Below are 25,011 nucleotides of genomic sequence, written 5' to 3' on the forward strand. Positions count from 1 at the left end.
ATGAACAAGGAGCATGACCATGACGACCAAGATCATGATGACCGGCGCTGCCGCCCTGCTGACCCTGTCGGGCGCGGCCTTCGCCCAGCAGACGACCGCCACCGCATCGACCGACCTGAACGTGCGGTCCGGCCCCGGTGTCCAGCACGAGGTGATCGGCGCGATCCCCGGCGGGGACGAGGTGAACGTCGTGGGCTGCATCGACAGCGCGAACTGGTGCGAGGTCAATTCCGACGAGATCGACGGCTGGGCCTATGGCGACTATCTGAACGTCACCGCCGGCGATGAGATCGTCAGTCTCTATCCCAACCGTCAGGATGTCGGCATCGCGGTGATCGAGGCCCCCGCCCAGCCCGACAATCGCGGCCAGAACACCGCGGTCGGTGGCGTGGGTGGTGCCGCGATGGGTGCGCTGATCGGCGGGCCGGTCGGTGCGGTCGCCGGCGCGGCCCTGGGCAGCGGGGCAGGGGCCGCCGCCCGTGTCGAACCTGCGCCCGAGGTCACGACATATGTCACCTCGAACAGCGTCGCGCCGGTCTTCCTGGAAGGCGAGGTGGTTCTTGGGGCGGGCGTTCCCGACACGGTGGACATCTACGATATTCCGCAAACGCCGGACTATCGTTACGCGCAGATCAACGGACAGACGGTTCTTGTGGATCCAAACGACCGCCAGATCGTTTACATCTATCGCTGAGCTGTCCCTCTTGGCGATCTCTGATGGGGCGGTGCGCCAGGTGCGCACCGCCTTTTTTCATGAAAAACGCGTCCGCCATGCGGGTTGCAGGTCGCCGGGCAGCGCGGTTGCGGCATGAACGCCCCGTGCAATCGCCCGCGCCAGCACGCAGGCCGCGGCATAGGACAACGCATAGGCATCGGCCAGCGGGTCGCCCACAGGCACGCGCCCGGTCGAGGCCGCGAAGACGAGATCCCCGTCCAGGGGCGTGTGACTGGGAACCAGCGACCGGGCCATGCCGTCATGGGCAACCGTGGCCATCCGCGTCAGCCCCGCCTTGTCCAGCGCCATGTCGGTGGCGATGATCGCGATGGTCGTGGCCTCGCCCATGCGCTTGGCGGGGGGCGGTTCATGCGCGGCCGGGAAATCGCGGGGCAGGCCCCTGCCGCCGAATTCCCCATCCAGTTCCCAAGGCGCGGCCCAGAAATGCGGCCCGTCGCCAACCGTCGCGGTCCCGAGCGCGTTGACCGCCACCAGCGCGCCCACCGTCGCGCCGTTTTCCAGCACCGCGCTGGCGGAGCCCAGTCCCCCGCGCAGGTTGCCCGTCATCGCGCCGTATCCCGCACCCGCCGTCCCCAGATCGAAGCGCGTATCCGCTGCCTGCCATGCCGCCCGCCCAAGCGCGGGATAGGGGTTCGCGTCCCAGTCCTTGTCGCCCCCGTTGATCAGGTCGAACAGGATCGCCCCCGGCACGATGGGCACGCGCGCGGGTCCGATGGCAAAGCCGCGGCCCGCGGCCCGCATGGCCTCCATCACGCCGTCGCAGGCCGCCAGCCCGAAGGCCGAACCGCCCGACAGGACCAGCGCATCGACCGCGGGCACCAGCTTGTCGGGGGCCAGAAGCTCGGTCTCGCGCGATCCGGGGGCGCCGCCCATGACGTGGATCGCGGCGGCGAAGGGCGCATCGGCGGTCAGCACGCTGACGCCGGAACGCAGTCCGGCGTCATGCGCCTGTCCGACCTTCAGGCCCGCGACATCGGTGATCAGGTTCAGGGGGCCGGGTCTCATGGGCGTTCCTTCATGAATGCGATCTGCCTGACCCGCACATGGCGCAGCGATTCGACCATCAGCGCGGTCATCAGCCCGAAGCTGAGAAGCCCGTTCGCCGCGGCCAGCCCGCCCAGAATGCGCCATTCCAGCGGCATCAGCACGTCACCGTAGCCAAGGGTCGTGAAGGTCACCAGCGCGAAGTACATCGCCTCCTCGAAGCCCGAGAAGATGCCCAGAATATGGAACGTCACCGCCCAGAGCCAGACCGACATGGTCACCATCGCAAGCACGGCCAGGCTGGAGGCGACCACGATCAGGATCAGCTTGGGGCGATGGGGCGCGCGCAGCAGCCAGCCCTCGTGGCGGGCATAGGTCCATTCGAGGGTCCATATCCAGAACCCCGCGATGGCGATGCTGCCCATCATCAGCAGCGAACCCAGCAGGATCTGTCCGGTCATGCGCCTTGCCCCCCCATCCGTTCCGGCGCGCCGCATCTTTACAGGGACGGCGCGCGCACCTATCTGACATCGTCATGGCCAAGGAACCGGAAAACAAGAACTACAAGGTGATCGCCGAGAACCGGCGCGCACGCTTCGACTATTTCATCGAGAGCGATCTCGAGGTGGGCATCGTGCTGACCGGGTCCGAGGTGAAATCCCTGCGCACCGGGCAGACCAACATCGCCGAAAGCTATGCCAGCATCGAGGATGGCGAGCTGTGGCTGATCAACGGCTATATCGCCACGCTGCTGAACGCCGGCGTCTTCGGCCACGAGGAACGCCGCAAGCGCAAGCTGCTGGTCAATCGCCGCGAACTGGCCCGTCTGTGGCAGGCCGTCGGCCGCGAGGGGATGACCCTCGTGCCGCTGGTGATGTATTTCAACCACAAGGGCCTCGTGAAGCTGAAGATCGGCGTCGCGAAGGGCAAGAAGGCCGCCGACAAGCGCGAGACCAGCGCCAAGCGCGACTGGAACCGCCAGAAACAGCGTCTGCTCAAGCAGGGCTGAGGCGGCTGCGCCATTGCACCCCCGCGCTTCGGTCTGTAAGTCGGAACGGCATAGCGATGGGGGGCACATGCAGGACGATCCGAGGACGCTTGTCTCGACCAATTGGCTGGCCGCCCATCTGGGCGACCCCGATCTGCGCGTGATCGACGCCAGCTGGCACATGCCCGCATCGGGGCGCGATGCGCGCGCCGAATACGACGCGACCCATATCCCCGGCGCACGCTTCTTCGACATCGACGCGATCAGCGACCACCGCAGCGCGCTGCCCCATACCGCCCCCTTGCCCGAGATGTTCATCAGCCGCATGCGCGCCATGGGCGTGGGCGACGGGCACCAGGTGGTCATCTACGACAATTCGGACGTGCGCAGCGCGGCGCGGGTCTGGTGGACCTTCCGCCTGATGGGCAAGAAGGACGTGGCCGTGCTGGATGGCGGCCTGCCCAAATGGCTGGCCGAGGGTCGCCCGACCGAGGACATGCCCCCCGTCATGCGCGACCGCCACATCACCGTGCAGCGTCAGGCGGGACTGATCCGCGACGTGACGCAGGTCGCCTCGGCCTCGAAGCTGGGCGATCACGAGATCATCGACGCCCGCGCGCCCGAACGCTTCCGCGGCGAGGCCGACGAGCCGCGCCCCGGCATGCGCAAGGGTCACATCCCCGGATCGCGGAACCTGCCCTTCGGTCGCCTGTTGAACAAGGACGGCACCATGAAGGACGAGGCCGCCCTGCGCACCGCCTTCGAGGAGGCCGGTGTCGATCTGTCGAAGCCCGCCATCACCACCTGCGGCAGCGGCGTGACCGCCGCGATCCTGTCGCTGGCGCTGGAACGGATCGGGCATCGCAACCACTCGCTCTATGACGGCAGCTGGTCCGAATGGGGCAGTTTCGCCGACCTGAACATCGCAACCGGAGACGCCTGAGATGCTGTCCAACCTCAAACCGCAAGCCGCCGACAAGATCCTGATGCTGATCGAGGAATACAAGGCCGACACCCGACAGGGCAAGGTCGACCTGGGCGTCGGCGTCTACAAGGACCCGCAGGGCGTCACCCCGGTCATGCGCGCCGTCAAGGCCGCCGAGAGCCGCATCTGGGAAACCCAGACCACCAAGACCTATACCGGTCTGGCGGGCGAACCCGAATACCGCGCCGCCATGGCCCGCCTGGTCCTGGGCGAGGCGCCGGTGGACCGGCTTGCCTCGGTCGCGTCGGTGGGCGGCACGGGCGCGGTGCGCCAGGCGCTGGAGCTGGCGCGGATGGCCAATCCCGACCTGACGGTGCATGTCTCGGATCCGACCTGGCCGAACCACCTGTCGATCATGAAATTCATGGGCCTGCCCTTCGTCGAATACCGTTACTTCGACAATGACAGCCGCGGCGTCGATTTCGACGCGATGAAGGAAGACATCGCACGGGCGAAGAAGGGCGACATCGTGCTGCTGCACGGCTGCTGCCACAACCCGACCGGCGCGAACCTGACCATGGACCAGTGGGCCGAGGTCGTGGCCATTCTGGAAAAGACCGGCGCGGTCCCGCTGATCGACCTGGCCTATCAGGGCTTCGGCGACGGGCTGGACGCCGATGCGCAGGCCACGCGCCTTGTCGCCAAGAGCCTGCCCGAAGTGCTGATCGCCGCGTCCTGCAGCAAGAATTTCGGCATCTATCGCGAACGGACCGGCATCCTGATGGCGCTGACCGAGAACGGCACGGCGCGCGATCTGGCCCAAGGGTCGATGGCCTATCTGAACCGCCAGAACTTCAGCTTCCCGCCCGATCACGGTGCGCGGATCGTGTCGACCATCCTGGACGACCAGGCACTGCGTGCCGACTGGCAGGCGGAACTGGAAGAGGTGCGCAACACCATGCTGGCCCTGCGCGAGCAGCTGGCATCGGAACTGCGCGACCTGTCGGGCAGCGACCGGTTCGATTTCGTCGCGCGCCATCGCGGCATGTTCTCGCGCCTGGGCGCCACGCCCGAGCAGGTCGAGACGATGAAGCGCGAGGCGGGCATCTACATGGTGGGTGATTCGCGCCTGAACATCGCGGGCCTGAACACCGACACGGTCCCGGTCCTGGCACGCGCGATCATCGACGCGGGCGTCTGAGGCGCCATCCGCCTGAAACGCGAAAAGGGGGCGCATCGGCGCCCCCTTTTTCGTGTCCCGCAATCCGGCGGGGTCAGCGCGCGGCCAGTCGCTGCTCGATATAGTCGCGCAGCTCCTCGACCTCGGAGCGGCTGTCGCGCAGGGCCTCCATCGCGGCGCGGGCCTCGGATTCGGCGCCGATCGCACGCGAAGACAGCACGGCCTCGCGTTCCTCCAGCAGGGCGATGGCCGCGTCGCGCTCCTCCTCGACCTCGTGCAGCGACTGGGCCATGCGGTCCAGATCGGACATGTCGGCCTGTGCGGGGCGGACGAAGCGATGGACCAGCCAGCTGGCGATCCATCCCAGAAGGAAGGCGCCGAACAGGATGACGGCGGTCACGGCGATGAATTCGGATCGGTTCATTCGGCAGGGGTCTCGTCGGTCTGTTCCTCGCCGACCCGGGTGATCACGCTTTCGGGGCGCGCGCCGGGGCGCGGCGTGTCGTCGTCCGGTGTCAGCACGGGCACCCTAATGTTTTCCTCGCGTTCGTCCAGCGTCTCGAATTCCTCGCTGACGCCGACGGTCATGGGGACCATGCCCGCGGTCTGGGCATGGGGCAGCTGCGGCCCCTGCATCCGCGGCGGCACGAGGCCATGTTCGGGCAGCGCAGGGCCGAAGACCGGCGGCAGCTGCGGCCCCTGCATCGCGGCCCGATCGGGTTCGGCCTCGACGGGGGCATCGGGATCGCGGGTCACGCCCGAAATGGTGACCGGCGGGTCCAGCGCGTCGCTGCGAACGGGGCGCGGGGTCAGAAGGCGGAATTCGATCCGGCGGTTCGCCTCGCGCCCCGCCTCGGTCTCGTTTGTGTCGATGGGCTGGCTTTCGCCGTAACCGCGCGAGGTCATGTTGACGGTGTCGATCCCCGCCTCGGACATGGCCTGCACGATGGCCTGCGCCCGACCGCGCGACAGTTCCGCGTTGAACCCCTCCGAGCCCTGGCTGTCGGTATGGCCGCCCGCCTCGATCTGGAAATCGGCGCAATCGGTCATCGCCTCGGCCAGCTGTTCCAGCGTCGGGCCGGGATCGCCGGCGATGGTGGACTTGCTCGGCTCGAAGCCGATCGCGCTCTCGCTCATGATGCGGTTCAGGCGCGCCACGCATTCCTCGCCATCGGGCAGCCCGAGCGCCGGGTCCAGCCTGCGATCGTAGCGGATGGCCAATTGATAGCGCGCACCCGCGCCAAGCCTGCTGGACAGGATCGCGGCGGCCTTGTCGGTGGTGGCGGGATCGCCCGACAGGCCCGTCAACGCGACGATATCGGGGGTGACGCGGGTGCTGCCCGATTGCAGCGTGTCCATCGCCTCGAGCGCGGCGATCACGCGGACGGTCCAGCCGCCCGGAACGGCCTCGTCGTCGCGCAGCCCGCTCTCGGTGACGTCGAAGCGGCTCTCGGCAAAGCTTGCGACCGCCTCGCGCATCTGTTCATCCGCCATGCGCCCGCGCATCGACAGCGTGCCCTGATCGGTCAGGGTGGCCAGGAACTCGATCGGGGCAGCCTGGCGCGGCTCGGCCTGCTGCAGCGTGGCGTCCAGCGAAAACACCGCGGGCAGGCGTGCTTCCAGTCCCGCGACCGCGCGGTCGAACAGTTCGGGATCGACCTCGGGGGGGACGACCAGCGCGACGTCGGCATCCGACAGCGTGACATCGCCCAGCCCCAGGGCCGCGACGGTCTCGATCGCGGCGGCGGCGGCGGCGCCCCATTCGGGGCTGGGCGCGCCAAGCCCCAGCGTGCAGTTGGCGGGCCCCGACAGGCCGGCCTTGCGCGCGGCATCCGTGATCAGGGTGCGAGCCTCTTCGGTCTCGGCGGCGCAGGCGTCGAAGCGCGGACCGGTCCCGTCCATGACATAACGCAGCGTGAAGGGCGCGATCACCGGGCGCGGCGCCGAGATCTGCGCATCGAGCGTCACCCCCTGCGGGCGCGATTTCTGCAGCGCGGCCTCGAGCCTGCCCTGATCCTCGCGGCTTTCGGCAAGTGCCGCGACCGTCACTTCGCCCGGCCGGATCGAGATCTTGGCCTGGGGTGCCAGCGCGGCCGCCTGCAGCCCGAAACGCAGGGCCGGGTCCCAGCCCTTCGGCACGGGATAATCCGCGCTTTCCAGCAGATCGGTCACCGGCAGGCCGCCCGCATCCAGCCCCGCCAGAAGCGATTGGCGGTCGAGCGCGGCGGGAACCAGCCCGATCAGCAAAATGCCCTGATCGTTGCTCAGCAGCTCGATCTCGAAATCGGGGGGCGTCATGGCATCGACGGCGGCGACCGTCATGTCGTCCACGATGCGGCTGGCATCCACCGCGCCCGAGGCGTCGGTCATGGCGCGGAAGCGGTCCACCTCGGTCGGGGCGGTGCCCGTCAGGCGGACCTGCAGCCCGTCGGTCGCGACCCCGGCCCAGTCATGGCCCGCGATCTGCAGCGCGCGGGTGACATCCTCGGCTGCGCGTTTCTCGACGAAGGTGGCTGCGGCCTCGGCCCCCGCCCATGCAAGCCCGCCGGCCGTCCCCAGCACGAGAACAGTGGCCATCGAGGTGGATATGCGGGATCGCTTGCGCGCCATGGGTCAGCCTTGCCTTGTTGCCAGCGTCGAACCGATAGCCATGCGCGCCCCTTCACGCAATCACGCCAGCCCCGCCACGGCAAGAAACAGCGCAAGGATCAGGCCCGCATCGCGGTTGGACCTGAACAGGCGAAGACAGGTATCACCCTGATCCGGCTGGAAATTGCGAAGCTGCCAGCCCAGATGCAGGCCGAAGCCCGCGACGCCCGCCCAGGCAATCAACAGATTGCGACCGGGCAGCGCGGCGGCCAGCGCCATGATCACGACGGCCCCGATCGCGAATCCGGCCAGGATGCGCGGGCTGCGATCGCCGAACAGCCGGGCGGTGGATTTCACACCGATCAGGGCGTCGTCCTCGGCGTCCTGATGGGCATAGATGGTGTCGTAGAAGATCGTCCAGGCGATGGCCGCCACCCATGCGACGACCGGGGCCGCATCGACGCGCCCCATATGCGCGGCATAGGCCAGCATGACGCCCCAGTTGAAGGCCAGCCCCAGGAAGATCTGCGGCCACCAGGTAAAGCGTTTCGCGAAGGGATAGATCGCGACCAACGCCAGCGAGGCGACGCCCATCCAGATCGCGGCCTGTCCCAGGGTCAGCAGGATCACCAGCCCGACCAGCCCCTGCGCGATCAGCCAGCCATAGGCGCCCTTCAGCGTGACCTGGCCGCTTGGCAGCGGACGCGACCGGGTGCGCGCGACCTGCGCGTCGATCCGGCGGTCGGTGATGTCGTTCCAGGTGCAGCCCGCGCCCCGCATCACGAAGGCGCCGATGGTGCAGGCCAGCGCGATCCACAGGTCGAACCAGCCCGGCGCATCGGCCATCATCGCCAACCCGATGCCCCACCAGCAGGGCAGCAGCAGCAGCCATGTCCCGATGGGCCTGTCGGCGCGGCTCAGCCGCAGCCAGGGGCGCGACCATGGCGGGGCGATCCGATCGACCCAGTTTCCCTTCGGCGCGTCGATGACGGCGTCTGGTCTTTCCGTGCTGCTTTGCATAGCGTCTGCCCATCATGGCGAAGATAAGATTGTTCATAGATCACCCCCTTGCCGCGGGACAACCCGTCCCGCTGGATCAGGGTCAGGCACATTACCTGTCGGGCGTCATGCGCCAGCGCGAGGGGGCCGAGGTCGCGGTCTTCAACGGGCGCGACGGCGAATGGACCGCGCGCATCGACCGGCTGGCCAAGCGCGAAGGCACGCTGATGCCCCTGGCGCAATCTGCTCCGCAGCAGGACCCGCCGGACCTGTGGCTGATCTTCGCGCCGATCAAGAAGGCCCGCACGGACTTCATCGTGGAAAAGGCCGCCGAGATGGGCGCGGCCCGCATCCTGCCCGCCCAGACCGAGCATACCAATTCCGAACGCATCCGGCAGGACCGCCTGCAGGCCCATGCGGTCGAGGCGGCGGAACAATGCGGCGGCACCTTCGTCCCCGAGGTGACCGATCTGCAACCCCTGCAGCGGTTGCTGTCTGACTGGGACCCTGCGCGGCGGATCCTCTGGGCGGACGAGGCCCGCGTCGGCGCGGCCGAGACGCTGGCCCATCTGCCGCACGGCCCCTGGGCGATCCTGATCGGCCCCGAAGGAGGGTTCTCGGCCACGGAACGTCGGCAGTTGTCGGGCCTGGATCATGTCGTGCCGATCAGCCTCGGACCACGGATCCTGCGCGCGGATACGGCAGCGGTGGCGGCCCTGGCGCTGTGGCAGGCGGCTTTGGGCGATTGGATCCCGGCCTGACGCTTCGATTCGACGAAGCTTCGTGGCAAAATGATGGCGGTTCCGTCAATTTCGCCTGCAGAAAATGCATGGCGGGGTTGAGGCAATCGCCCCTACTGTTTTCAAGGTGCCCGGAATATATCCTCGGCATCCGCAACATTGCCCCAGGAAGGGGCAGATTGAAAACAGGTGATACAGATGGCGACGATCGAAACCAACCGCAGCATGACCGCTGGTGTGGCTGCAGGTGGCATGGGCAATGTCGTCGCGTCGATTATCTCGGCTTTCGTCGGCTGGCGCGAAACGCGCCTGACCCGCAAGGAGCTGAGCCGCCTGTCGGACCGCGAGCTGGACGATATCGGTCTGGCCCGTGGCGACATCGAGCGCGTGGCACGCGGCTACTGAGCCCATCGACCAACGGATGAACGAAACCCCCGGCAAGGTTGCGCGGGGGTTTTTTCATGTGCTGGTGCAGGATCGGCGATCAGCGGCCCATCACCAGCGTGGACCATTCGACCAGATCGTCGCGGCGGATCAGGGCAAAGCCCTGTGCCTCGTATGCGGCGATCACGTCCTCTGCCTGGGTCGTCAGAATGCCGGACATCACAATGCGCCCGCCCTCGACCACATGCCTGGCCATGTCGGGGGCAAGGTCGATCAGCGGCTGCTTCAGGATGTTGGCCAGCACCAGATCGTAGGGCGCGGCCTCGTGCAGGGTCGGATGATCGAAGCCCGCGGCCTCGACGCAGACGACCCGACCGTCCAGCCCGTTCGCGATCACATTGGCGGCGGCGGTATCCACGGCGACCGGGTCGATATCGCTGGCCAGCACGGTGACCGGCCAGATGCGGGCGGCGCCCATGGCCAGGACCGCGGTGCCGCAGCCGATATCGGCAATGCGGCGGGCCTCGTAGCCTTCGCTTGCTAGCCGGTCGATCGCCTCGAGGCAGCCCTTGGTGGTGTTGTGATGCCCGGTTCCGAAGGCCATCGCGGCCTCGATGCACAATGCCTCGACGCCCTCGGGGACGTTTTCGGCATCATGGCTGCCATGGACATAGAAGCGGCCCGCGCTGACGGGGGACAACTCTCGGCGGACATGGGCGACCCAGTCCACCTCGGGCAGTTCCGACACGACGAAGGGATTGGCGCCATGCGCCGCCGCCAGAAGCGCCAGCGAGATCTCGTCGGGGGTCTCGGTGAAATAGACGCCGACCTCCCACCGGTCCGACCCGTCCTCGATCTCGAAGACGCCGGTGCCGACGGGTTCGGGGGTCAGCTCCTCGCAGGCCTCGGCCAGGGCTTCGGCGGCCTCGCGGCCCTTCGTGTGGGTCAGTGCGGTATAGGTGGGCATCAGATCATGTCCGGGTTGGGAAGGCTTGCCTCTACTCCGGTGCCCTTGAGCCCGCAATAACCTTCGGGATTCTTGTGCAGATACTGCTGATGCGCCTCGTGGGCGGGCCAGAAGGGTCCGGCATCGAGGATCTGGGTGGTGATCGCGCCGAAGCCCTGCACGGCAAGGCGATTGTCGAAATCGATCTTCGAGGCCTCGGCCGCGGCGCGCTGGTGATCGCTGAAGGTCATGATCAGGCTGCGATACTGGGTGCCGACATCGTTGCCCTGCCGGTCGCCCTGCGTGGGGTCGTGGTTTTCCCAGAACAGCTGCAGCAGGTGGTCGTAGCTGATCAGCGCCGGGTCGAAGATCACGCGCACGACCTCGGCATGGCCGGTATCGCCGCGCTTGACCTGGTCATAGGTCGGGTTCTGGACATCGCCCCCGGCAAAGCCCACCTCGGTCAGCCAGATGCCGTCCTGCTTCCAGAACAGCCGCTCGACACCCCAATAGCAGCCCATCCCGAAGATGGCCTGTTCGTTGCCGGGGGGCGGGTTGGCACCAAGGGGGCGGTGAAAGATCGCGTGTTCGGTCATGGGTCTGCCTGTTCGTGCTGTGTCGCTTCGGAACGCATGGGGCGGGGGTGGGGTTCAGCCGCGCGGATGCGCGGCACGATAGACGGCCATCAGCCGCGCGTCGTCCACCCCGGTATAGACCTGGGTCGTGGACAGGCTGGCATGGCCCAGAAGTTCCTGGATCGTGCGCAGATCGCCGCCTTCGGCCAGAAGATGCGTGGCGAAGCTGTGGCGCAGGGCATGGGGTGTCGCGCTGGCGGGCAGGCCCAGGGCGGCGCGCGCGTCGCGCATCACCTTGGACATGGCGGCATGGGACAGCGCACCGCCGCGCACCGCGCGGAACAGCGGCAGATCGAGTGCGACCTGCCATGGGCAGAGCCGCACGTATTCGGCGACCGCCTGCCGGGCGACGGGCAGGATCGGGACGCGGCGTTCCTTGTTCCCCTTGCCCCGGATCGTCAGCGCATCGGCCATGGGCCAGTCGCGTCCGGTCAGGGCCAATGCCTCGCCGATGCGAAGCCCCGACCCCCACAGAAGCGTCAGCACGGCGGTATCGCGGGCCGCGATCCAGTCCACCTCGTGCAGGGATGCGCAATCCAGCGTGGCCTGCGCCTGTTCGGGTGTCAGCGGACGGGGCAGGGACCGCGCGTATTTCGGGCTGCGCGAGGACAGGGCGGGCGACAGGTCCAGCCCCTCGCGGTCGGAGATCCAGCGCAGGAAGCTGCGCACCGCCGACTGCCGACGGGCCAGCGATCTGGCACCCAGGCCCCGCGTCCTTTCGGAGGCGGCGAAGGCCCGCATGTCGGATTGCGTCAACCGGCCCAGGGCGCGCGGGGCCGGGGCCTCGGCCCAATGGCTGCCGATGAACATCAGGAATGCCAGAAGATCCCCGCGATAGGCCGTGATCGTGTGATCGGACCGGTCGCGGGTCGAAGCTTCGGTGTCCAGCCAGCGCCTGAGCGCATCGGCCATGGCGGGCGACAGGGCAAGCAGGTGGTCGGTCATGTCCGCAGCCGGTCCAGAAGGACCAGCCTGAACACCTGCGCGAAGAAGCGCAGCAGGTCGGTCCCGTGCGTCGGTCGGAAGCGGGCGGGATCGGCACTGCCCATGAGGATCAGCGCGCGGGGCCGGTCGCGGCCCAGATCCAGCGGGATCAGCGCCTCGGAGGCGACGCGGCGGCCGTGCACGGGCTCGGTCACGATGGCGGCGCGGCGCAGCTGGATGTCGTCGCCCCGGGGTGCGCGACGGCCCGCCGCCAGCACCAGCTCGGCCCCGCCATCGGGCAGGATCGCCACATCTTCGGGCAGGCCGGGCAGGTGGGGCGTTTCCTCGATCAGCAGGCGCAGGGTCTCGATGCGCAGCAGGGGCGCGATGTCGGATTGCAGCGCGCCGATCATCTCGGGCAGGTCGGCGCATTCCAGAAGGCCCAGAACGGCGCGGTGGACGACGGCCATGCCCGACTGGTTGTCATAGGCGGCAGCGATCACCGTCTCATGCGTGGATTCGAGGCGTTGCAGCCGATCCTCCAGCGCCTCCATGGCGCGGCCGCGGATGTCGATGACATTCGCGCCCAGATCGGCTTCGCGGGCATCGACCAAGGCGCGCATCAGGTCGCGATCCGACAGGATGGCCTCGGGTTCGGCGATCAGCCGCGCCCGCGTTTCCGGATCGAGCCCTGCATCCATTCCCGTCCCCCTGCGACCATGCATGTGGCCCGGCCCCGACATGCGGGGCGCGGGCAGGTTCTTCGCGCTCAGCCGATCTTCTGGCCGGTCTGCGCCCAGTCAGCAGTGAACTGCGCCAGACCCTTGTCGGTCAAGACGTGGTTCGCCATCGCCTTGATGACGGCGGGGGGCGCGGTGATCACGTCGGCGCCGATCTTGGCGGCGTCGGTGATGTGGCTGACGCTGCGGATCGAGGCGGCGAGGATCTCGGTCTCGAAGCCGTAATTGTCATAGATCTCGCGGATATCCGCGATCAGGTCCATGCCGTCCAGGTTGATGTCGTCCAGGCGGCCGATGAACGGGCTGATGAAGGTCGCGCCCGCCTTGGCGGCCAGCAGCGCCTGCGCGGCGCTGAAGCACAGCGTCACGTTGACCATGTTGCCTTCGTCCGACAGGACGCGGCAGGCCTTCAGGCCGTCCCAGGTCAGCGGAACCTTGACGGTGATGTTCTCGGCGATCTTGGCAAGGTGGCGGCCTTCGCGGATCATGTCCTCGGCCTTTTCGGCGACGACTTCGGCGCTGACCGGGCCATCGACCAGATCGCAGATCTCCTTGGTGACTTCCGCGATGTCGCGACCCGATTTCAGGATCAGCGAGGGGTTCGTGGTGACGCCGTCAACCATGCCCAGATCGTTGAGCTCCTTGATGGCTGCGACATCGGCGGTATCGACGAAGAATTTCATGACCTGCTCCCTCAGATGCGGTTCGGCATGGTGATAGCGCAGAAGGAAGCCGCCCGAAAGGGTCGCGATGGCCTTGTCAGCGGCCCCCGCACGGGTATTCATGCGGGGGCAATGTCGAAGCTTCCCGAATTCTTTCCGCCCCGCGCGCGCATCGCGGTGCTGACCACCGAACCGGTGGGCGTGCTGGATTACCTGGCGCCCGATGACGGCGTGCGGCAGGGCGCGCTGGTGCTGGTGCCGCTTGGGCCGCGCCGCATACTGGGGGCGGTCTGGGGGGCGGGCATGGGCGATTTCGACCTGGCCAAGCTGCGCCAGGTCCATCGCGTGCTGGATGCCGAACCCCTGTCGCCGGGTTTCATGGAATTCCTGACCCGCGCCGCGGATTACACCCTGACCCCTCCGCCCCTGATGCTGCGCATGGCCACGCGCGCCCCCGACCTGGACCAGCCGCCCGCCGCGCGCCGTGTCATCGTGCCGGGCGGCGCCCAGCCGCAGCGCATGACCGAGGCCCGCACCCGCGTAATGCAGGTCGTGGCCGATCACGGCGGGGCCAGCTTCGCGCCGTCCGAACTGGCGCAGCTGGCGGGCGTCGGCACATCGGTGGTCAAGGGGCTGGTGGCCCAGGGCGCGCTTGCGGAAATCGAGGCCCCGCGCGATCTGCCCTATCCCCGGCTGGACCCCGAACTGCCGGGCAAGGAACTGGGCGCCGATCAGCAGGCGGCGGCGGATGCGTTGTGCGCCTCGATCCGGGCGGGGGGGTATGGCACGACCCTGCTGCGCGGCGTCACCGGGTCCGGCAAGACCGAGGTCTATCTGGAGGCCGTGGCCGAGACCCTGCGCGCGGGACGGCAGGCGCTGGTCCTGCTGCCCGAGATCGCGCTGTCGTCCGAATTCCTCGACCGGGTCGAGGCACGGTTCGGCGCGCGGCCCGGCGAATGGCACAGCGGCATCACCCGCACCGAGCGCCGGCGCCTGTGGCACATGGCCGGACGCGGCGAGGTCGGGCTGGTCGTCGGCGCAAGATCCGCGCTGTTCCTGCCCTTCCGCGATCTGGGGCTGGTCGTCGTCGACGAGGAACATGACGGCAGCTACAAGCAGGAGGATGTCGTCTTCTACAGCGCCCGCGACATGGCCGTGCTGCGCGCATCCATGAATGGCGGGCGGGTGGTGCTGGCATCGGCAACGCCCAGCCTCGAAAGCTGGGTGAACGCCTCCGGGGGGAAATACGCGCGGCTGGACCTGCGATCGCGCTATGGCGCGGCCGAGCTGCCCGACATGGCCGCGATCGACCTGCGGTCCGAGACGATGGAGCAGGGGCGCTGGATATCTCCCACCCTGGCCCGCGCGGTCGAGGAACGGCTGGCCAGGGGCGAACAGTCGCTGCTGTTCCTCAACCGGCGCGGCTTCGCGCCCGTCACGGTCTGCCGCGCCTGCGGCGAACAGATCGGCTGCCACCAATGCGATGCGCGGATGGTCGAACACCGCTTCCAGAACCGGCTTGTCTGCCATCAATGCGGCGAAACCCGCCCCATCCCGCCAGCATGCCCGTCCTGCGGGGTCGAGGGCAAGCTGGCCCCCGTCGGTCCCGGCGTCGAACGCATCGCCGAGGAGGTCGCCGCCCGTTTCCCCGATGCCCGGGCCGAGGTGCTGTCCTCGGACCTGTTCCATTCCGCCTGCGCGCTGAAGGAAAGCATCGCACGGATTTCGGACGGGGGGGCCGACATCATCATCGGCACGCAGATCGTGGCCAAGGGGCACAATTTCCCGAAGCTGACGCTGGTCGGCGTGATCGACGCGGATCTGGGGCTGCAGGGGGCCGACCTGCGCGCGGCGGAACGCAGCTTTCAGCTGATGCGGCAGGTCGCGGGGCGTGCGGGACGGCAATCGGGGGCCGCGCCGGGCGTGGCGCTGCTGCAGACCCACCAGCCCGATCACGCGGTGATCCGCGCGATCCTTTCGGGCCGGGACGAAACCTTCTGGGATGCCGAGGCCGCGGGCCGGCAGGCGGCGGGCATGCCGCCCTTCGCGCGGCTGGCGGGGATCATCCTGTCCCATCCTGATCAGGCAGCGGTGGCGGATTTCGCGCGACACCTGGCGGAACGCGCGGCGCCCCTGGGCCAGATCGGTGCCGATCTCTGGGGGCCCGCGCCCGCGCCCATCGCCCGCGTGCGCGGCCGGTTCCGCATGCGGATGCTGATCCGTGCGCCGCGGCAGGCCCCGTTGCAGCAGGCCATCGCGGACTGGCTGGACGGGATCAAGCTGCCCACGAACATGCGCCTGTCGGTCGATATCGACCCGCAGAGCTTTCTTTGACGGCTCAGTTCCGCAGGACGATGCAGCGACCACCGAGGCCCTTGAACCTGGTGCAGAAGCGCGCGGCTTCGGACCGGCTGCCGTAACCCACCTGCGCGGTATAGACCGCGCGCGGCATGCCGTTCATCCGCTTGCGGACATAGCCAACCTGAGCGCCGTCCAGGATCGGACGCAGGATGCGGTTCAGCCGCGCGACCTGCTGCGCCGCGCCCGACTGGCTGGGATGGCTGGCCACGATCACGCCCCAGGGCATGACCGGCGGCTGGGTCGAGAATTCGCGCAGGCTGCGATTGCCGGCCATTTCCTCGCAGGCGGGACGAAAGGCGGTATCCTCGGCCAGGGCCAGCTTCAGTTCATCCGCGCCGGGCGGGTTGTCGCGCCAGCGATGCGCGCTGAAGCCGGTGATGGCCTCGACGTAATCGACAGTCTCGTAGGGCAGCGAAGTCTGCTGGGCGCTGAACCGCGCGGCCCGGTTCTCGCCGCCGTTATAGGCGACGGCGGCCATGCCGATATTGCCGAAGCGGTCGGACAGCTGCGCCAGATACCACGCGGCCTTGCGGATGGCGGCCGCGGGGTTGAACGGATCGTCCAGCCAGTACAGCTCGGCCGTGCCGGGCATGAACTGCGCGATGCCCAGGGCGCCCGCAGGGCTGACCGCCGAGGGTTCGAACAGGCTCTCTTTCCACAGCAGGCGGGCAAGGAATGCGGGATCCATGCCCTGTTCCGCGGCGCTGCGTTCGATCAGCTTGCAGACATCGGCCACGTAGTGATCCTTGCGGATGCAGTCGCGCCCGTCGGGGGAACAGCGGATGTCGTCGGTCAGGGGCGGGGGCTTGCGCCCCGCGACCGCGTCGATCGCCGGATAGGCCAGCGCGGATTGCGCGGCCAGCAGGATGCCCGCCGCCGCCATCGCCGCCCTTCGAATCGTCCTGGTCGCGATCATGCGTTTCCCGCGGCGGGCCGCGCCTCCGTACCGCTCAGTCGGTCTTCTTTTTCTTCTTCTTGGCCTTCTTGCCGCCGCCCGCCCCCTCGATCAGGGCGGCGGCCGCGGCAAGCGCCTCGGCGGCCTTGGCTTCGGCGGCCTCGGCCAGGGTGCGGGCCTCTGCTGCCAGATCCTCGGCCGAGCGGGACTTCTTCTCGGCCTTGCGGGCGGCCTTGCGTTCCGCCTTGCCGGCATCCTTCGAGGCCTTGCGCGCAGCGGTATTGGCCGCCTTGCGCGCGGCGCGGCGTTCCTCGCGGGCGGCGTCCTTCTCGGCCTGCTTGGCGGCCTGACGCTCGGCCCGGCGGGCTTCGCGGGCGATGTTCTTCTCCGCCTCCTTGGCGGCGTCCTTCTCGGCCTTGCGGGCGGACTGGCGGGCCTGCTTTTCGGCGTCGGGGTTCTGCATCGCTTCGTTCCTCGTGTCGGTATCCTGCCCGGCGTCGGCGGGCGGGGGCGCGGGGCGGGCCACGCGATGGGGCTCGGTCCGCTGGTCGGTCTTGCGGGGGGTGGCGGGCTTGCGGCCGTTCACGGGCCGGGCGCGCGGTGCCTTGGGGGGGCGCGTCGCGGGGGCGACCGGGCGCATCGGCGCATCGCTGCCACGCTTGCGGCGTTCGGCCTCGGCCCGGCGCAGGGCGGCGCGCAGCAGGCTGGCGGGGCTCGTGCCCTGGGCGTCCTCGTCGGTCGAGGCGGCGTCGCGGGCCTTCCCCAGTGCCGCGATCAGCTGCTTCAGCTTCGTGGCGCTCAGCTGGCGCAGCTGGGGCTGGCGGCTCTGTTCGGCCAGCGCAAGCTCTTCGGGGCTGAGCATCTCGCGTTCCTGCTTGGCATAGTTCGGCATCGAAGCACCCTTACAGTGGACAGCGTCGTTCTGGCAGCAGAATGCCCGCTTTTCCAGCCTTTTCGCATGACAAAGGGGCCGGAATCGCTCCGGCCCCCTGTTCGATGCGGATATGCCCGTCGGGCGATCAATAGGCCGGAACGGCGCTTTCGACCGGCGACACGAAGCTGGAGCCGGTCGCGAAGGGATCGGTCACCACGGTCGTCTGGGCCGGTTCGCCAAAGCCCGAATAGGGGTCGTTGGGCATGGCGCTGGCGACCGTCGTGGCGGGCGCGGGGGCCGCTGCGGGTTCGGCGCCTGCCGCGACCGCGGTCGACACGCCCGTCGCCTGCTCGACCTCGGAAGCCGGCACGACATAGCCTTCGGGCGTTTCGATCAGGCGGCCTTCCATCTGCAGGCTGTCCGAGGGCGAACGCACGATGACTTCGGTCCCGGTCGGCACGCTTTCGAACAGGTCGATGACGTCCTGGTTGAACAGGCGGATGCAGCCGGCCGAGGTGGCCTTGCCGATCGAGCTGGGATCCATGGTGCCGTGGATGCGGTAGTAGGTGTCGCGGCTGCCCTGATAGAGATAGAGCGCGCGCGACCCGAGCGGGTTGTTCGGGCCACCCTGCAGACCGCCGGCGAACTGACCGTACAGTTCGGGCTGGGTGCGCAGCATGTTGTCGGTCGGACGCCAGCTGGGCCATGCCGCCTTGCGGGCGATGGTGGCGCGACCCTCGAAGCCGGTGCCTGCGCGACCCACGGCCACGCCATAGCGCATCGCCTGGCCGCCTTCCTGGACGTGATACAGGACGCGGGCATAGGGATCGACGACGATCGTGCCTGCCGGTTCGGAACCGTTATAGGCGACCAGCTGACGGCGGTTGCGCTCGGTCAGATAGGCGGCGCGGACGGCCGGGATCTCGATGGTGCCGCCATTGGGGCTCGCATCGGTCCGGGCCTTGTAGATGTCGGGCACGGTGGTCGGCGTTTGCACGGCGGGGGCGGTGGCCTGTTCGGTCGGCGCACAGGCCGCCAGCCCAAGGGCAACCGCCGCGAAGAGGGGAGCGAGGCGCATCTTGTCACATTCCTTGTTCATCTTCGGTCCGGCCTGATGCGGCGCGGGCCGAGGCAGCATTTTGGTCTTCACGCGCCCGGACCGGCAGAGGCCCGACACGATTCGTACATGATTGCATGAGGCCTGTCGGCGCGCGGCGTCAAGGCTTAGCGGCGGAACGCCGACATATCACCCCGCCCCGCCCCGTTCATGTGGCACGGGCGCTTCAACGCCATCAACTTTCCGCGGGGGTGGAACAACTTGGCGTGTGGTCCGGTTTCATCGAAGCTTGCGATCCATCGCGATTCTCCGGGCAAAGTGCAGGAAATGGGCAGCATGGCCGGGCGGGCCGCGCTTCGGATTGCCTGCTGCGGGCCGGCCCCGAATGGCGGTCCCGGTCGTTCCGGACGCGTCCAAGTTGCAGGCAGGCGCGGCGCGGCCTAGCTTCGCGCAGGAATGACAGGAATGGCGGAAGACGTGTCACAGGCCCAACCCGGTTCGACCCAGCTTGATCCCCCCCGGCGCGAAGGCGCCCTCGCGCCCTTCGGTTATCCCGATTTCCGCAGGCTGTGGGCCGCGACGCTGGTGTCGAATTTCGGCGGTCTGGTGCAGGCGGTGGGTGCGGCCTGGATGATGACACAGCTGACCGACAGCGCAACGCTGATCGCGCTGGTCCAGGCGTCGAACACCCTGCCCATCATGCTTCTGGCCCTGGCATCCGGCGCGCTGGCCGACATCTTCGACCGCAAGACCCTGCTGATCGGGGCGCTCAGCTTCATGTCGCTGATCTCGCTGCTGCTGGCGGGCGCGGCCTTTGCCGGATGGCTGACGCCCTGGCTGCTTCTGGCCTTCACCTTCCTGCTGGGCGCGGGGCAGGCGGTCTACAATCCGCCCTGGCAGGCCAGCATGGGCGATCTGGTCGAACGGCGCGATCTGCCTGCGGCGGTCAGCCTGAACTCGGTCGGTTTCAACATGATGCGCAGCGTGGGCCCGGCGGCGGGCGGCCTGATCGTGGCGGGCTTCGGCGCGGCGGCGGCCTTCGCGGTCAACGCGGTCAGCTATCTGCCGCTGATGGGGGCGATGGCCCGGTGGAGCCCGTCGGTCCCGGCCCGCATCTCGACGCCCGAACCCTTCATCCCGGCCCTGGGTGCGGGCCTGCGCTATGTCGCGCTGTCGCCGAACCTGATGCGCGTGATCTCTCGCGGGGCGCTGTTCGGCTTTGCTGCCGTCGCGGTGCTGGCGCTGCTGCCGCTGGTCGTGAAAAGCCACCCCGAGGGCGGGTCGTTCCTGTTCGGGCTGCTTCTGGGCTGCTACGGGCTGGGGGCGATCGTCGGGGCGCTGATGAACCCGCGCATCCGGGCACGGCTGAACAACGAACAGGTGGTCCGGCTGGCCTTCCTGGGCTTTGCGCTGGCGGCGCTTGCGCTTGGGCTGACCGATGCGATCTGGCTGCAGGCACTGGCGCTGCTGCCTGCGGGTGCATCCTGGGTGCTGGCGCTGTCGCTGTTCAACGTGACGGTGCAGCTCTCGACGCCGCGATGGGTGGTGGCACGGGCACTGGCACTCTATCAGACGGCGACCTTCGGGGGGATGGCCGCGGGGTCCTGGGCCTGGGGCGGTGTCGCGGGGCAGCACGGGCTGGACGTCGCGCTGATCGCGGCGGGGGTTCTGCTGCTGTTCGGTGCGGTGCTGGGGGCATGGCTGCGCGCGCCGGAATTCGGCACGGCGGATCTGGACCCGGTCAACCGCTTTCGCGAGCCGGCGCTGCGGCTGGACCTGCGCGGACGGTCGGGGCCCATCATGGTGATGGTCGATTACCGCATCGACCAGGAGGACGTCCCCGACTTCCTGCGCCTGATGCGCCAGCGCCGCAACATCCGACGCCGCGACGGCGCGCGCAACTGGGCGCTGCTGCGCGATCTGGAACATCCCGACCGCTGGAGCGAGAGCTATCACATCGCGACCTGGGACGATTACGTCCGCCACAACCTGCGCCGCACGAAATCCGATGCCGAGGTGACGACCGCGCTTCGGGCCCTTCACCGGGGCGACGGGGATCCGCATGTGCACCGCATGATCGAACGCCACAGCGTCACCCCGCAGGACGACGTGCCGCTGGTCGGCAAGATCGAGGTGCCGTGACGGCTTAGTCCCAGGGCGCGACCTCGTCCCCGAGCGATCGCCCGAAGATGTTTTCCCGGTGCCAGCGCAGGTTTTCGGGATGGGGCGCGTCCCCCGGATCCTCGGGGCGGATCAGCTTGCCATCGGATGCGATCAGCCGGCCGACCACGTCCCTCGGCACCTTGTTGTGCGACACCAGGATCGTGCTGTTGTCATCGGCGACCGAGATCAGGCCACGGTCGAACATCCAGTGGAGCGTTCCCGACAATGCCAGCCCGTTCCGGACGGAATCGCTGCCCTGATGTTCCACGGGGCGGATATGGGCGGCCTGAACCTCGGGGCGTCCGCCGCCATTGCGCAGCTGCAACCCGGACATGGCGCAGCGATAGCCATAGGCCTCGCGCACCTTCCGCCGGAAGGCCACGTCGCGATAGGGGCGGCGGGTCAGGCGCTCCAGCACGGGGCGTTCGAACAGGGCCGCGCCCTCGTCCAGCTGCCGGGCCGCGGGGTCATAGCGGGTGGCCTCGATCCGTTCCAGATCCTGCGGCAGGCCAAGATCGACGATGCAGGCGAATTCGCGGTCGGGCAGGCGGCGCACGGCGGATTGCACGATCCCGCCGCTGCGGGGCGTGCCGTCGGGATGGGTCAGCGCCGATTCCAGCGGACGGCCATCCCGAAGGCGGGGAACATCGGCCACGAAGCGCAGGAAACTGTCCGGCGCGATCCGGGCCAGATACCTGCCGGGGGCGCGGGGGTTGGACACCACCCCTTCGATGCGTGCCACGGCGTGATAGCCGCGCGGCCCCGCCTTGACCGGTTCGTAATAGACGATCCAGTCGCCCACGGCCTCGGTCACGGCCTTCAGGTAACTGCGCGGGAAGTCGTATTCGACATCCGGGATGTCGTCATAGATCGGTTCGGCCTTGTGCAGCAGAACCAGTTTCACCATGCGCCCAGGAAACCCCGGGCGCCGGTAAATGCAAGTGCCATCGCGCCCTTACAGCCGGTCGCGCCAGCGGTTCACCAAGGGGTAGCGGCGGTCCAGCCAGAAGGCGCGGGTCGAGATGCGCGGGCCGGGGGCCGCCTGGTAACGCTTCCATTCGCTGATATAGAGCAGCTTTTCCACCTTGCGGACGGTGTCCTCGTCGAAACCCTGCGCGACCAGATCGGCCAGCGCCAGGTCCTTCTCGACCAGTCCGTCGAGGATCGCGTCCAGCACCTCGTAGGGGGGCAGGCTGTCCTCGTCCTTCTGGTCGGGGCGCAGTTCGGCCGATGGGGGCTTCGAGATGATGCGCGGGGGGATCACCTCGCCCGGATTGCCCATCATCCAGTCGCGGTGGTTGGCATTGCGCCAGCGGCAGGTCTCGAAGACGCGGGTCTTGTAGAGATCCTTGATCGGGTTGTAGCCGCCCGCCATGTCGCCATAGATCGTGGCATAGCCGACCGCGACCTCGGACTTGTTGCCGGTGGTCAGCAGCATCTCGTTGAACTTGTTGGAAATCGCCATCAGCATCACGCCGCGCAGGCGGGACTGGATGTTTTCTTCCGTGACGTCGGGCTCGGTGCCCTCCATCAGGTGGGCCAGCGCGCCGCCCACCGCGTCGCGCGCGCCGTCGATGCGCACCGTGTCCAGCCGCGCACCGATCCGGGTTGCGCAATCGGCCGCGTCGTCCAGGCTGGTCTGCGAGGTGTATTCCGAGGGCAGCATCACGCAGCGCACGTTCTCCGGCCCGATCGCATCGGCGGCGATGGTGGCGACCAGCGCACTGTCGATCCCGCCCGACATGCCCAGCAGCACCTTGCGGAAGCCCGACTTGCGCAGATAGTCGCGCAGGCCCAGCATCATCGCGTGGTAATCCTGTTCCCAGGCATCGGGCTGGACCGCCATCGGGCCGGGTTCGGCCTGCCAACCGTCCGCGCCGCGCGTGAAATCGACATGGGCGATCGCTTCCTCGAAGGCGGGCAGCTGGACGACCTTCCGACCGCCGGGGTTCAGCACGAAGCTGGCCCCGTCATAGATCTGGTCGTCCTGACCGCCGACCATGTTCACATAGACCAGCGGCAACCCGGTCTCGACCACGCGGCCGACCATGTGGCCCATGCGCAGGTCCAGCTTCTCGCGGTGATAGGGGCTGCCATTCGGCACGACCAGGATCTCGGCCCCGGTCTCGGCCAGGGTCTCGGCCACGTCGGGATACCAGCTGTCCTCGCAGATGGGGCTGCCGATGCGGGCGGGCCCCACGGCATAGGGGCCGCTGATCGGGCCGGACTGGAACAGGCGCAATTCGTCGAAAAGCTGCTGATAGGGCAGGTGGTGCTTCAGCACCCGCGCGACCAGCCTCCCGTCCCGGAAGATCCAGTAGGCGTTATACAGCTTGCCATCCTCGGGCCACGGGGCGCCGATGCCGATGGCGGGGCCATCCGTCAGTTCCGCCCCGAGCGCCATCACCGCCTCGACCGCCTGCGCGGTGAAGGCGGGCTTCAGCACCAGGTCCTGCGTCTGGTATCCGGTGATGAACATCTCGGGCAGGGCCAGCATGTCGGCGCCCGCCTCGCGTGCGGTCCGCCATGCCTGACGCGCCTTTTCGGCATTGCCGGGCAGGTCGCCCACGGTTGCGTTCAGCTGGCCGATGGTCAGGCGGAAACGTTCGGTCATGGTGTCGTCCTTCGTGCGGGCCCCTGCGGGTCATCCAACGACATAGGTGATCGGACCCCAAAGGAAAAGTCGGGCTTTGCCCCTGCAGGGGGATGGGTTAAACCCGAAGCCAAACGACTTGAGGGCAGAGGCATGAAGCGGGCAACTCGGGCGCAGACGGCCCTTGGCGCGATCGCGTTGGCGGGGATGGCGTGGACCGCCCCCGTGGCGGCGCAGGTCATCACCAAGCAATACGACGATGGCGGCGTCTACGAGGGCACGTTCCGCAACGGCGTGCAGCACGGGCAGGGCAGCTACGAGCTGCCGAACGGCTATCGCTATGACGGCGACTGGGTCGAGGGCCAGATCATGGGCCAGGGCCGCGCCGAGTTTCCGAACGGGTCGATCTACGAGGGCCAGTTCGCCGCCGGCAAGCCCGACGGGCAGGGCAAGATCACCTATGCCGATGGCGGCACCTATGAAGGCGATTGGGTCGCGGGCGAGATCACCGGCCAGGGCATCGCCAATTACGCCAACGGTTCCGTCTATGACGGGCAGTTCGTGCGCGGGCTGCACCAGGGCAAGGGCGTGCTGACCCAGCCCAACGGATACCGCTACGAGGGCGACTGGAATTCCGGCGTGAAGGAAGGCCAAGGCAAGATCACCTATCCCGACGGATCGACCTATGAAGGCGGCATGATGGCCGGCCAGCGCGCGGGGCGCGGCAAGCTGACCATGACCGACGGGCTGACCTATGACGGGGTCTGGGCCGCGGGGCAGATGTCGGGGCGCGGCGTGCTGGTCCAGCCTTCGGGCGATCGTTACGAAGGGGAATTGCGGGGCGGCAAGCGTCAGGGTTCCGGCGTCGCGACCTATGCCAATGGCGATGTCTATGACGGCCAGTTCAAGGATGACCGCCGCCATGGCGAGGGCGTCTTCACCGGGGCCGACGGCTATGTCTATGAAGGCCAGTGGGTGGACGGCCGGATGGAGGGCAGCGGAACGATCACCTATCCCGACGGGTCGGTCTATGTCGGCCAGATGCGCGCGGATCGGCCGGACGGGACCGGCAGGATCACCTATGCCGACGGGTCCACCTACGAAGGCCAGTGGTCCGAGGGCGTGATCCAGGGCGACGGCAAGGCCAGCTATGCCAACGGCATGGTCTACGAGGGCGGCTTCCGCAATGCCAGGAACGAGGGGCAGGGCCGCATGTCCTATCCCGACGGCTATGTCTATTCCGGGGCGTGGAAGGATGGCCAGCGCCACGGCGAGGGTCAGGCCACATATCCCGACGGCACGGTCTATACCGGCAGCTTCGTCGATGGTCTGCGCGAGGGGCAGGGTCGCCTGACCACGCCCGACGGCTTCGTCTATGAAGGCGGCTGGAAGGGCGGAGAGATCGACGGCAGCGGTGTCGCGACCTATGCCAATGGCGATGTCTACGAAGGCACCTTCGCCAGCGGCAAGCGCCAGGGACAGGGCGTCATGCGATACGCCACCGGTCAGGTCGCATCGGGCACCTGGGAGGACAACCGGCTGGTCGAGGCCGACGAGGCCAATGGCGCCGACGGGGGAGCAGCGGCCGAAAGCGCCCCGACCCCCGATCTGCCCGCGGATGGCGATCAGCCCTGAT

24 protein-coding genes are annotated in these 25,011 nt (G+C 68.4%); 9 read left to right on the forward strand and 15 right to left on the reverse strand.

Going from position 1 to position 25,011, the window contains the following annotated elements:
• Nucleotides 1–19: 19 nt before the first annotated feature.
• Nucleotides 20–694 (forward strand): DUF1236 domain-containing protein, encoded by a 675-nt coding sequence (locus KO490_RS04625; RefSeq protein WP_216018227.1) that lies wholly within the window; start codon nt 20–22, stop codon nt 692–694.
• A gap of 57 nt (nt 695–751) precedes the next feature.
• On the opposite strand, the gene KO490_RS04630 is transcribed toward KO490_RS04625, so the two are convergent.
• Entirely contained in the window at nt 752–1,741 is a 990-nt protein-coding gene (locus tag KO490_RS04630; RefSeq protein ID WP_216018228.1) for a P1 family peptidase, read from the reverse strand.
• The gene (locus KO490_RS04635) at nt 1,738–2,181 is read right to left on the reverse strand and encodes an ion channel (protein ID WP_216018229.1); all 444 of its coding nucleotides are present in this window, start codon (nt 2,179–2,181) and stop codon (nt 1,738–1,740) included. The genes KO490_RS04630 and KO490_RS04635 overlap by 4 nt, the downstream gene beginning before the upstream one ends.
• A gap of 74 nt (nt 2,182–2,255) precedes the next feature.
• On the opposite strand from KO490_RS04635, the gene smpB reads away from it, so the two are divergent.
• The 3 genes from smpB to KO490_RS04650 all read left to right on the forward strand — a co-directional run bounded on the left by smpB (nt 2,256) and on the right by KO490_RS04650 (nt 4,834).
• Nucleotides 2,256–2,729 (forward strand): SsrA-binding protein SmpB, encoded by a 474-nt coding sequence (gene smpB, locus KO490_RS04640; RefSeq protein WP_216018230.1) that lies wholly within the window; start codon nt 2,256–2,258, stop codon nt 2,727–2,729.
• Nucleotides 2,730–2,796: 67 nt separating this feature from the next.
• Nucleotides 2,797–3,651, forward strand: a complete 855-nt coding sequence (sseA, locus tag KO490_RS04645) for a 3-mercaptopyruvate sulfurtransferase (protein ID WP_216018231.1) — start codon at nt 2,797–2,799, stop codon at nt 3,649–3,651.
• Nucleotide 3,652: 1 nt separating this feature from the next.
• Nucleotides 3,653–4,834, forward strand: a complete 1,182-nt coding sequence (locus KO490_RS04650) for an amino acid aminotransferase (RefSeq protein WP_216018232.1) — start codon at nt 3,653–3,655, stop codon at nt 4,832–4,834.
• A gap of 73 nt (nt 4,835–4,907) precedes the next feature.
• On the opposite strand, the gene KO490_RS04655 is transcribed toward KO490_RS04650, so the two are convergent.
• From KO490_RS04655 to ubiA, 3 genes are read right to left on the reverse strand one after another with little or no spacing between them, the layout of a single operon-like run.
• Complete coding sequence (locus KO490_RS04655; protein ID WP_216018233.1) at nt 4,908–5,237, reverse strand: hypothetical protein; 330 nt, start codon at nt 5,235–5,237, stop codon at nt 4,908–4,910.
• Nucleotides 5,234–7,423 (reverse strand): OmpA family protein, encoded by a 2,190-nt coding sequence (locus KO490_RS04660; RefSeq protein WP_216018234.1) that lies wholly within the window; start codon nt 7,421–7,423, stop codon nt 5,234–5,236. The genes KO490_RS04655 and KO490_RS04660 overlap by 4 nt, the downstream gene beginning before the upstream one ends.
• Before the next feature lie 60 nt (nt 7,424–7,483).
• Nucleotides 7,484–8,422 carry a 4-hydroxybenzoate octaprenyltransferase gene (gene ubiA / locus KO490_RS04665; protein ID WP_216018235.1) on the reverse strand — a complete coding sequence of 313 codons (939 nt, stop codon included), beginning with the start codon at nt 8,420–8,422 and terminating at the stop codon, nt 7,484–7,486.
• Between the two features lie 14 nt (nt 8,423–8,436).
• Between ubiA and KO490_RS04670 the strand changes: the two genes are divergently transcribed.
• Together KO490_RS04670 and KO490_RS04675 are read left to right on the forward strand one after the other, a co-directional pair.
• Complete coding sequence (locus KO490_RS04670; protein ID WP_216018236.1) at nt 8,437–9,162, forward strand: 16S rRNA (uracil(1498)-N(3))-methyltransferase; 726 nt, start codon at nt 8,437–8,439, stop codon at nt 9,160–9,162.
• 177 nt (nt 9,163–9,339) lie between these two features.
• Entirely contained in the window at nt 9,340–9,546 is a 207-nt protein-coding gene (locus KO490_RS04675) for a DUF1127 domain-containing protein (protein ID WP_216018237.1), read from the forward strand.
• 79 nt (nt 9,547–9,625) lie between these two features.
• Here the strand turns inward: KO490_RS04675 and KO490_RS04680 are convergent, their stop codons facing one another.
• The 5 genes from KO490_RS04680 to fsa all read right to left on the reverse strand — a co-directional run bounded on the left by KO490_RS04680 (nt 9,626) and on the right by fsa (nt 13,453).
• Nucleotides 9,626–10,492 carry a 50S ribosomal protein L11 methyltransferase gene (locus KO490_RS04680; protein WP_216018238.1) on the reverse strand — a complete coding sequence of 289 codons (867 nt, stop codon included), beginning with the start codon at nt 10,490–10,492 and terminating at the stop codon, nt 9,626–9,628.
• On the reverse strand, nt 10,492–11,067 hold the full coding sequence (msrA, locus tag KO490_RS04685; RefSeq protein WP_216018239.1) for a peptide-methionine (S)-S-oxide reductase MsrA: 576 nt from the start codon (nt 11,065–11,067) through the stop codon (nt 10,492–10,494). Before msrA ends, KO490_RS04680 begins: the two co-directional genes overlap by 1 nt.
• A 54-nt stretch (nt 11,068–11,121) precedes the next feature.
• On the reverse strand, nt 11,122–12,051 hold the full coding sequence (locus KO490_RS04690) for a tyrosine recombinase XerC (protein WP_216018240.1): 930 nt from the start codon (nt 12,049–12,051) through the stop codon (nt 11,122–11,124).
• Complete coding sequence (locus tag KO490_RS04695) at nt 12,048–12,731, reverse strand: DUF484 family protein (RefSeq protein ID WP_216018241.1); 684 nt, start codon at nt 12,729–12,731, stop codon at nt 12,048–12,050. The genes KO490_RS04690 and KO490_RS04695 overlap by 4 nt, the downstream gene beginning before the upstream one ends.
• Nucleotides 12,732–12,799: 68 nt before the next feature.
• A complete protein-coding gene (gene fsa, locus KO490_RS04700; RefSeq protein ID WP_216018443.1) occupies nt 12,800–13,453 on the reverse strand; it encodes a fructose-6-phosphate aldolase in 654 nt (217 codons plus the stop codon).
• Between the two features lie 111 nt (nt 13,454–13,564).
• Between fsa and KO490_RS04705 the strand changes: the two genes are divergently transcribed.
• Entirely contained in the window at nt 13,565–15,766 is a 2,202-nt protein-coding gene (locus tag KO490_RS04705; protein WP_216018242.1) for a primosomal protein N', read from the forward strand.
• 4 nt (nt 15,767–15,770) lie between these two features.
• On the opposite strand, the gene KO490_RS04710 is transcribed toward KO490_RS04705, so the two are convergent.
• The 3 genes from KO490_RS04710 to KO490_RS04720 form a co-directional block, all read right to left on the reverse strand.
• Nucleotides 15,771–16,709, reverse strand: a complete 939-nt coding sequence (locus KO490_RS04710; RefSeq protein WP_252727013.1) for a lytic transglycosylase domain-containing protein — start codon at nt 16,707–16,709, stop codon at nt 15,771–15,773.
• A 34-nt stretch (nt 16,710–16,743) separates the two neighbouring features.
• Nucleotides 16,744–17,580, reverse strand: a complete 837-nt coding sequence (locus KO490_RS04715; protein ID WP_216018243.1) for a hypothetical protein — start codon at nt 17,578–17,580, stop codon at nt 16,744–16,746.
• Nucleotides 17,581–17,707: 127 nt separating this feature from the next.
• Nucleotides 17,708–18,640, reverse strand: coding sequence for a L,D-transpeptidase (locus KO490_RS04720; RefSeq protein WP_216018244.1), 933 nt, complete (start codon nt 18,638–18,640; stop codon nt 17,708–17,710).
• A 444-nt stretch (nt 18,641–19,084) separates the two neighbouring features.
• On the opposite strand from KO490_RS04720, the gene KO490_RS04725 reads away from it, so the two are divergent.
• A complete protein-coding gene (locus KO490_RS04725) occupies nt 19,085–20,761 on the forward strand; it encodes an MFS transporter (RefSeq protein ID WP_216018245.1) in 1,677 nt (558 codons plus the stop codon).
• A 4-nt stretch (nt 20,762–20,765) separates the two neighbouring features.
• Here the strand turns inward: KO490_RS04725 and KO490_RS04730 are convergent, their stop codons facing one another.
• Together KO490_RS04730 and KO490_RS04735 are read right to left on the reverse strand one after the other, a co-directional pair.
• Nucleotides 20,766–21,689 carry an HNH endonuclease gene (locus KO490_RS04730; RefSeq protein WP_216018246.1) on the reverse strand — a complete coding sequence of 308 codons (924 nt, stop codon included), beginning with the start codon at nt 21,687–21,689 and terminating at the stop codon, nt 20,766–20,768.
• Nucleotides 21,690–21,737: 48 nt separating this feature from the next.
• Entirely contained in the window at nt 21,738–23,396 is a 1,659-nt protein-coding gene (locus KO490_RS04735; protein WP_216018247.1) for an NAD+ synthase, read from the reverse strand.
• 132 nt (nt 23,397–23,528) lie between these two features.
• Here KO490_RS04735 and KO490_RS04740 point away from each other — a divergent pair, with 132 nt between their 5' ends.
• A complete protein-coding gene (locus KO490_RS04740; protein WP_216018248.1) occupies nt 23,529–25,010 on the forward strand; it encodes a 2-isopropylmalate synthase in 1,482 nt (493 codons plus the stop codon).
• Nucleotide 25,011 lies beyond the last annotated feature (1 nt).

Origin of the sequence: Paracoccus sp. C2R09, assembly GCF_018860625.1 — a bacterium.
GTDB lineage: Bacteria > Pseudomonadota > Alphaproteobacteria > Rhodobacterales > Rhodobacteraceae > Paracoccus.